Genomic DNA, 8,253 nt, shown 5'->3' with positions numbered 1-8,253 from the left:
GGCATTCCTGCACGACTACAACCACCATCGACCCCACACCGCCATCGGCAAACGCGCACCCATCACCCGGTTGAACAACCTGGCTGGACATCACATCTAGAAGAACCCTTATCGGTACGGGCTGCGGGGGTGCCCGGAAACTACGCCGCCCGTGGCTACCCCGCGGCCTGCGCACGGCGCTCGCATGCAGCGCGACCGCCGGGCGTAAGCAGGTGGTTGCGCTTCAAGACACCCCGCTGACCGCTTCCTGGACAGGCCGGCCTGCCTGCATGCCGCCCAGTCTCAACGATGAGCTCTGTCCGAGGACCCGCGCCGGCCGGAGACGCCGCTGGCTGCCTCTGCCTGTCTTGCTTGCTTTGTGCGCTGTACCAACCTTGCCCGCATATGGTTCTGCTGGCCTACGGCCTGCGCCCGGTTCGCTTCCCGTTCTCCGGCATGTCGTTCTGGCTGGTCTGCGGACCGCATTTGGTTCGCTTGCCGTTCTCCGGTATGCCGTCCTGTCTGGTCTGCGGAGTGCGTCCGTTCGCTTCCCGTTCTCCGCGATGCCGTTCTGGCTGGCCCGCGGACTGCGTCCGGTTCGCCTCGTGTTCTCCCGCATGCCGTTGCTGCGGTTCCGATCGAAACCTGCGCCACGCCGGGTCGCGGCGTTGCCGCGGCCCCCGTCCGGCGTGACGGGCGTTTCGTGTGGATTAGCTGTCGTCGTCGACCTGGTAGTCAGGCGCCGTCGTCCGGCTGCCGGTGGTTGGTGACGAGCTGTTCGATGTGCCGGGTCTTGCCGGCCGAAGCTTTCTGCACGGTTTCCACAATCGTGCGGGCGAGCGTTTCGACGTTCCATTCCCGGCATGCCTGCTGATTCAGCCGCAAATCGATCAGCCGTCCGTCGGCATCCACAGTCGCGCTCACCGCGCCATCCGGCGACTCGGCGCTGACCTGCATGGTTGCCAGGCTTCGCTGCAGTTCGTCCACTCCGGACCGGAGTTCCTCATAGCGTCCGTAGACGTCTTCCAGATCGGTGCGCAGGTCCTGATCCGCTGTTTCAGTCACGGTTCTTCCTCCGTTCGCCGCGACAGGGGGCGACGTGACAATACCCAAGATCAGCGACGTTGCGTATTCCGGCAACTTCGTAACGCACACGAAAAGAGAGCCTTATCGAAATACCTCTCTTTAAAGTGACGAAGCGACTCCGTTTCGTGCTCACTCAGAGTGATCAATAACACTGTCGGCCAATCCCGGTCACCGGCCGTCCCCAAGCCGACCGACGGATTTCCTCGCTGGTGGAGTGTCCACACCGGATGTAGTCCGAGGCGCCACACGCGAGGGCTGTCCTGTCACTCTGGGTGGAGACTTAACAGAATCCAGCAGGAAGTGACGCGCCGTCGCAGTCCCAAAACCCGGACACCCGGATTCAGTCGCCGATCCGGAAACCGCACGCTATTCGGTCCCCGACGCCCTAATCAGGCGCACCCGCCATCCACGGATGCAAACAGTCCGGCCATGAGGAATCCGGCGCGGTCGCCGATCAGCCTGATCCAGGGGTGAGTCGGCACGGTGCCAACGAGGGCGGGCAAGCGGATGCCGTCGTCAGCCGACCTGCCGTGCCTACCGTCCGCGACACAGCACTTCGTGGCAGCCGATCAACTCCGGCCGGCCTTGATGCACCTTATGGCGGCTCGATCAGGCACCTGACGGCCAGCCGAGCTTGCCGGGCTGGCGTTGATACACGTTATGGCCGGTGGATTCGGTCTATGAGTGCCTGCCCAGCCTGCCGTGATGCCGCCCAGCTCAAGGGGACTTCGCCAGTACCGGAGATACGGCCGCACCCGCGCCGCCCCGCACCCGGCAGTTGGCCGCGGACGGGCGGTTAGCGGCCGTGGGCCTTGGGGCGGCGTTCGCTGCGCTGTGGCTGGTGTCGCTGGAGGCCACGCTGGGCTTGGTCGGCGGGGGGCGATGGTGCGTTCTAGCGGCGGTGCCGATGCCGCACGGTGCGTGCATGGCGGATGCGTCGCCATGCTGTGCTGGTCAGCGCGTTGACCGCCGGGTTGCGCCTGGTTTGCGAGCTATGCCACGCCGAGGCGAATCGAAGCAGGAAGTGTCGCGCTGCGGCTGGTGGCGCCGCGATGTTGTGCAGCGCCTGGCCGGCGGGCGCGATGTCGTGCCGTTGCCGGTCCGCGCGTTGAATGCCGTGCCGTGGCTGGTTAACGGATGCAAGGCTGTGGCTGGCCTGCGCGTTGGATGCCGGGAGATGGCTGCGCGTTGGATGCCTGGCGGGGAAGCTCGCGGGTGCGATGCCGGTCCGCGCGTTGGATGCCGCGCCGCGGCCGGTCAACGGATGCAAAGGCTGCGACTGACCCGCGCGTCGGAAGCCGGGCGGGGCCGCTCGGCGGCGTGATGCCGTGCCGCTGCTGGTCGGCGGTTGGATGACGCGTTGCGCCGAGGGCGACGGGTGTAAGCCCGCAGCTGTGGTTGGCCTGCGCGTTGGATGCCGGGAGATGGCAGCTCGGCGGGCTGAGGGTGCAGCCCCGCCGCGCAGCGGGTTGGTGGCCTGTCGGCCGCACCGCCTGCTGGCTGCCTGGAGAAGGGCATGACGCCCTGCGCGACCGACGCCGCGCAGGGCGATGCCAAGCGTCGCCGAACCCCGGAAGGGTCAGTCGAACAGGTTGTGGAGGAAGCTGCCCCGCCGCCGGTAGTGGCCGTGGTGCTGCTGCCGGTAGTGGCCGTGGTGGCCGTAGGGCCGGGCGCCGTACGGAGCGGCGGCCGCGGGGGGATAGGCGTGCGGCTGCGGGCTGCCGTAACCGGGCGGCGGCGGGGGCGGGGGCACGTAGCCGCCGCCGTGGGGCTGCTGGTGGGGTGCGGGGGGCGGAGGCGGCGGGGCCTGGCCGGCGCCCGCGGGCCGCGCGTTCCAGCTCTGCTCGGCCGCGAAGAGTTTTTCCAGCTCACCGCGGTCGAGGAAGATTCCGCGGCACTCGGTGCACTGGTCGATCGTGACGCCGCTGCGCTCGTAGACCCGCATCTCGCCGTGACACTTGGGACAGGTCATCTGCATTTCATTGACGGTACAAGGCTGTGTCACCCCGTGGGGCCGTTGTAGCTGTGTGGTTGCTGAGTGCGTCGACCCAAAGAAGGAACGCGGCGGGGTAGAGCAGGTAACCGAATCGGGTGGTCGGCATCAGCAGGATCGCGGTGAGCAGGCCGAAACCGCAGAACAGTGCGGCGGCGCCCGCGGTGCGGGGCGGGCGGCGAAGGAGCAGCAGGGCGATGACGGCGCCGGCGGCCACCAGCAGGCCGGCGGCGAGGATGCGGCCGCCGGGGAGGGACTGGGCGATCAGGTAGCCGGGGAACGGCGACTGGGCGGGGCTGGTGACCAGGCCGTGCCCGAGGGGGAAACGCAGCACGTTCTCGATCAGCGCGTCGGGGTCGGCCAGCAGCGGCGGCAGCAGGGCCAGGACGGGCAGGCCGAGCGCGGGTGGCAGGAAACGGCGCCAGTTGCCGGTGGCGACGGCCAGCACGGCGAGCACGGCCAGCACCGGCAGGGCGAACAGCTTGCAGGCGGCCGCCGCGCCTACGGCGGCGCCGGACCAGCCATAGCGCCCGGTGGCAGCCAGGGCGAGCGCGAGCAGACACAGAGCGAGTACGGGAATGTCGTCACCCCCGGTGGCCAGCGTCAACGCGGTAACCGGCAGGACCGTGGCGGCCTGGATCGCTCGTACCCGGCCGGGGCCGGAACGCAGCAGGGCGACCGCCGTGCCCAGCGCGACCACCGTGGCGATCGCGAACCAGATGCGCGAGTCGGTCCACCAGTGGTCGCCGGCGGCGGCACGCGGCAGACCGAAGATCGCCATGCCGGGCTGGTAGGGGCGGTAGCCGAGGAGCCGCTCGTCGAGCGGGATCGCGGCGATCTCCGCGCGGCTCAGGTACGGCGTGCCGCTGTGCAGCAACGACTCACCCATGTGCTCGACGACGACCACCTCCTCCTGGGCCCGGTCGGTGCGGCCGCCGGCGCGCTGCACCGCCTGGATCACGAGCGGGAGCAGGGCCACCGCCGCGTAGGTGAGCCAGGCGATCGCGGCGCGGGCCTGTGGGCGGCGCAGCACCAGTTGGCCGGCCACGACGAGGGCGGCGACCAGATATCCACAGGCGGCGACCGCGCCCCAGGCTCGATGCGGCAGCAGCGTCGAGGTCAGCGCGGTGATCAGAGCGAAGATCGCGGAGAGCGAGTACAGGGCGAGGTCGGCGGCGAGTCCCCCGGCCGCCCGGTCGATGCGTACGAGCAGGCTGCCGGTCTTCGTCACGCGGGCAAGTGTGGCAGAGGCGCGGTACCCCCGCCGGAGGCCCGGCGAAGCGGCAGCCGGACCACGGACCCGGCGTCGTGCAGGGCGGCCGCGAGCACGCCGGGCTGCCCGCCGGAGCCGCGCTGCAGCACGCCGAGGAAACGCGCCGCCGAGTACGGCCGGGCGAACAGCTGCCCCTGACCGGCGAGGCAGCCGAGTCCCCACAGCGCGCGCCGCTGCGGTTCGCTCTCCACCCCCTCGGCGACGACCGTGAGGTGCAGGTTGCGGGCCAGGTCGACGGTGGTGCGGATCACCGCGGCCGCCTCGGTGGAGGTTTCCACCGCGGCGACGAACGCGCGGTCGATCTTCAATTGGTGCACCGGGATGCGGGACAGCACGGAGAGGGACGAAACGCCCGTACCGAAATCGTCGATGGCCAGCCGGACGCCGGCGTTGCGCAGCTCAGCCAGGGTTCGCTCGACGACGTCGAGCTGGCTGATGGTGAGCGTCTCGGTGAGTTCCAGGATGAGCCGGTTCGGGGGGACCTCGTGGCGGGTGAGCCGGCTGAGCACCGCTTCCGGGAAGGTCGGGTCGAGCAGGCTGCGCGGCGAGACGTTGACCGCCACCGGCAGGTCGAACCCGGCTTCCCGCCAGGACTCCATGGCGATCAGCGACTGTTCGAGCACCGCGTCGGCGAAAGCGGGCAGCTGACCGGAGCGTTCCACCGTCTCCAGGAACTGCACCGGCGTGAGGTTGCCCTGGTCGGGGTGATGCCAGCGAGCCAGCGCCTCGGCGGCGATCACCTCGCCGGAGCCCAGGTCGACGATCGGCTGGAAGTCCACAGCGAACTCGCGCTCGGTGACCGCGCGGTGCAGTTCGCCGGTCAGCATGAGCCGGTCAAGGTCTGACGTGTCGCGCGTGTGCGCGTAGACGACGGTCTGCTCACACGAGCGTTTCGCCTGGTACATGGCGATGTCGGCGCGGCGCATCAGCTCCTCGACGCTGCCCGAGCCGGCCGCCATCGCGATCCCGCCGGCCGCCTCGACGGTGATCTTCATGCCTTCCACCTCGATGCCGGGGCCGAGGGCGGTCAGCATGCCGGTGGCGCGGTGGTTGGCCAGGGCGGGCGTGGGCAGGCCGGTGAGCAGCACCGCGAACTCGTCGCCGCCGAGCCGGGCGACCAGGTCGCCGGGGGCGGCCGCGTCACGCAGCCGGTCCGCCACCTGGCGCAGCACGTCGTCGCCGGCGGCGTGCCCGAGCGTGTCGTTGACCTCTTTGAAGTGATTCAGGTCGATCAGCAGCAGGGCGAACATGCCGTCGTGGCCGGCGGCCTGCAGGAGCTGGCCGGCCCGGTCGTAGAGGCGGCGGCGGTTGGCCAGGCCGGTGAGCGGGTCGTGCGAGGCGGCGTGGGCGTTCTCCGCGGCGATGCGGGCCAACTCCGCATATGCCTCGGCGTTGCGGATCGCGGTGCAGACCGCGGAGGCGAAGGTCCGCAACTTGTACTGCTCGACCTCGGTGAGGCGGACCGTGCCGCCGAAGGAGAGCCGCAGCACGCCGACCCGGACGCTGCCGTCGTGCGCGACAAGATCCACAGTGGTCTCACCCGGCCGTGCCGGGGAACCGGTGAGTGATCCGTCGGAGAGCACCTCGGCCTCGGTGGCCCGGACCGTGCGGTCGGCGCCGGGCAGGTCGATCGCGGCCTCGGCCGCGGAGAAGATCTGGGCCGCCCGGATGGTCGCCGAGTGCAGGACCTGGGTGAGGTCGACGGCGTTGAGCTCGTCGGTCGCTTTCGCCAGGCGCTGCCACGACTCGCGTTCCTCGCGGGTGCGGACACTGCGGGACTGCCACAGGTGCATACAAGCCACAACGAGCGGGACGACGAGGAGAAGCAGCAGGTGAAGATCGCTGGCCAGCAGGCCGATCATCAGGAGCGCGGCACCGAGCCGGAAGAGGTAGCCGACGAGCTTGATGCCGAGGTTGTGGCGTGCGGCCTGCTTGATGCTCGTTCCGGTGCTGACCGCGACCACCGGCAGGTAGGCCAGATTGTCCACCAGGATCGCGGCACAGAGCGCGAGAGTGGTGGGGATGATCGTCAGCTGCGGGTCGGTGAGACTCGGCTGGACGCCGCACGCGATGTAGACCGCGGCCGCTGCGCCGGCGGTCAACGCCTCCTTGGCGATCGCGAACACGGTCTTGAGTGGGCCGCGCGAGGTCAAGATCTTGAGAACGGCCGCGCCGAGGACGGCACAGAGCAGAACCCACGGCGCCGGCAGCAGGACCAGGCCGACCAGGACCGGGATCTCACCCCAGGTCGACGTGTCCAGGGTGGACTTCAGGCGCACGTGAATCCGCACGCGGCCGGCGACGACCACCAGGACGGCGAGCAGTGCCAGCGCGGCCGGGTGGGGAACCGGCTGCGGGTGGGCGATGGCATGCGCTGTTATCGCTGCCGCGGCACCGACGCCGAACACGACGACGAGACCGACGAGCAGCCGAAGCCGCTGCGCGGTCACGTCGTCATCGGTACGAGTCTCAGTCATCGGATCCTGATCGCTGTGCACGACGGGATCGTCGCTCGAACTCAAGGTAGTGGATGCGCGACTCTGCGCGCACCTGACCGTTTCAGTTCCAGTCGTTCTGCCGCATGACTTTTCTCCTCATCCATGCCGAGCGCCGGGACTCACGTGGGTCCACCTGCGCCGCTGCCCTTGCTGTCCGTCGCGACAGGACAGACGCTAAGGCGGAGAGGCTGTCGGTTTCCAGTGGATCGTGTCGGTATGCGCATAATGCGAGAATGGTGCGGCCGGCTGTTACCGACAGTTTCTGAATGGAAACACAGCGCTATTTATTCACGACCCGGAGAATTGTTCTCACTATGCGTCCGACCCCATCTGAGCAGTACCGAAAGCATGACGACCGGGTATGGACAAAGTGTGAAGCCGATACGGCAGAGATGCGAACGCGATACCGTCTCCGGCTCTATAAGCTCCCGGTATGCCCCAGGAATTCCAGCTGACTCACGTCGACGAGGCCGGTGCGGCCCGCATGGTCGACGTGTCCGCCAAGACCGTGAGCGACCGGCGTGCGGTCGCCGCCGGCCGGGTCCGGACCACCGCGGAAGTGATCGACCTGCTGCGCCGCGACGGCCTGCCGAAAGGTGACGCGCTCGCGGTGGCCCGCCTGGCCGGGATCATGGGCGCCAAGAAGACACCCGATCTGATTCCGCTGTGTCACCCGATCGGGCTGCACGGCGTGACCGTGGAACTGGAGCCGACCGACACCACGGTGGAGATCACCGCGACCACGAAGACCGCCGACCGCACCGGTGTCGAGATGGAGGCCCTCACCGCCGTTGCGACGGCCGGCCTCGCGATGATCGACATGATCAAGGCGGTGGACCCGGCGGCCAGCCTGGAAGCGGTCCGTGTGTTGCGCAAGCAGGGCGGCAAGACCGGAGATTGGGTACGCCCGGAGGACCGCCCGTGAAGGCCAGCGTGATCGTCGCGTCCAACCGTGCCGCGGCCGGTGTCTACGCCGACACCAGTGGCCCCCGCCTCGTCGCCGGGCTGCGTGAGCTGGGCTGCGAAGTGGACGAGCCGGTCGTGGTCCCGGACGGGGATCCGGTCGCCGAGGCCCTGCGGACGGCCGTCGCCGACGGGGTGGACGTCGTGCTGACCAGCGGCGGAACCGGCGTCACCCCGACCGACCGCACTCCCGAGGCGACCCGGCCGCTGCTCGACTTCGAGATCCCGGGCATCGCCGAGGCGATCCGTGCCTACAGCCGGGACCGGGTGCCGGCCGCGGCGCTGTCCCGCGGACTGGCCGGTGTGGCCGGGCGCACATTGATCGTCAACCTGCCCGGATCCACCGGCGGTGCGAAGGACGGGCTCGCCGTGCTGGGCCCGTTGTTGGCGCACACCGTCGACCAGATCCGGGGTGGGGATCACTAGTCTGTCTGGTGTGAGCGCTGCTGAGCAGAATCTGC

The 8,253-nt window shown here is 69.4% G+C and carries 6 protein-coding genes; 2 read left to right on the top strand and 4 right to left on the bottom strand.

The features are described from left to right. Positions 1-714: 714 nt before the first annotated feature. From AB0F81_RS01155 to AB0F81_RS01140, 4 genes are all read right to left on the bottom strand, one after another. A complete protein-coding gene (locus AB0F81_RS01155) occupies positions 715-1,044 on the bottom strand; it encodes a YbaB/EbfC family nucleoid-associated protein (protein ID WP_360189050.1) in 330 nt (109 codons plus the stop codon). A gap of 1,600 nt (positions 1,045-2,644) precedes the next feature. Continuing rightward, positions 2,645-3,043, bottom strand: coding sequence for a zf-TFIIB domain-containing protein (locus AB0F81_RS01150; RefSeq protein ID WP_360189048.1), 399 nt, complete (start codon positions 3,041-3,043; stop codon positions 2,645-2,647). Position 3,044: 1 nt separating this feature from the next. After that, the gene (locus tag AB0F81_RS01145; protein WP_360189045.1) at positions 3,045-4,289 is read right to left on the bottom strand and encodes a glycosyltransferase 87 family protein; all 1,245 of its coding nucleotides are present in this window, start codon (positions 4,287-4,289) and stop codon (positions 3,045-3,047) included. Continuing rightward, positions 4,286-6,808 carry an EAL domain-containing protein gene (locus AB0F81_RS01140; protein WP_360189042.1) on the bottom strand — a complete coding sequence of 841 codons (2,523 nt, stop codon included), beginning with the start codon at positions 6,806-6,808 and terminating at the stop codon, positions 4,286-4,288. The genes AB0F81_RS01145 and AB0F81_RS01140 overlap by 4 nt, the downstream gene beginning before the upstream one ends. Before the next feature lie 454 nt (positions 6,809-7,262). Here AB0F81_RS01140 and moaC point away from each other — a divergent pair, with 454 nt between their 5' ends. Together moaC and AB0F81_RS01130 are read left to right on the top strand one after the other, a co-directional pair. Beyond that, complete coding sequence (moaC, locus tag AB0F81_RS01135) at positions 7,263-7,754, top strand: cyclic pyranopterin monophosphate synthase MoaC (RefSeq protein WP_360189039.1); 492 nt, start codon at positions 7,263-7,265, stop codon at positions 7,752-7,754. Then, positions 7,727-8,218 (top strand): MogA/MoaB family molybdenum cofactor biosynthesis protein, encoded by a 492-nt coding sequence (locus AB0F81_RS01130; protein WP_360189036.1) that lies wholly within the window; start codon positions 7,727-7,729, stop codon positions 8,216-8,218. Before moaC ends, AB0F81_RS01130 begins: the two co-directional genes overlap by 28 nt. The last annotated feature ends 35 nt before the right edge of the window (positions 8,219-8,253 follow it).

The sequence above is a fragment of the Actinoplanes sp. NPDC024001 genome (assembly GCF_040638955.1).
GTDB lineage: Bacteria > Actinomycetota > Actinomycetes > Mycobacteriales > Micromonosporaceae > Actinoplanes.
Note: the sequence above shows the minus strand (reverse complement) of the source record. Positions and strands in the feature narration are given on the sequence as shown.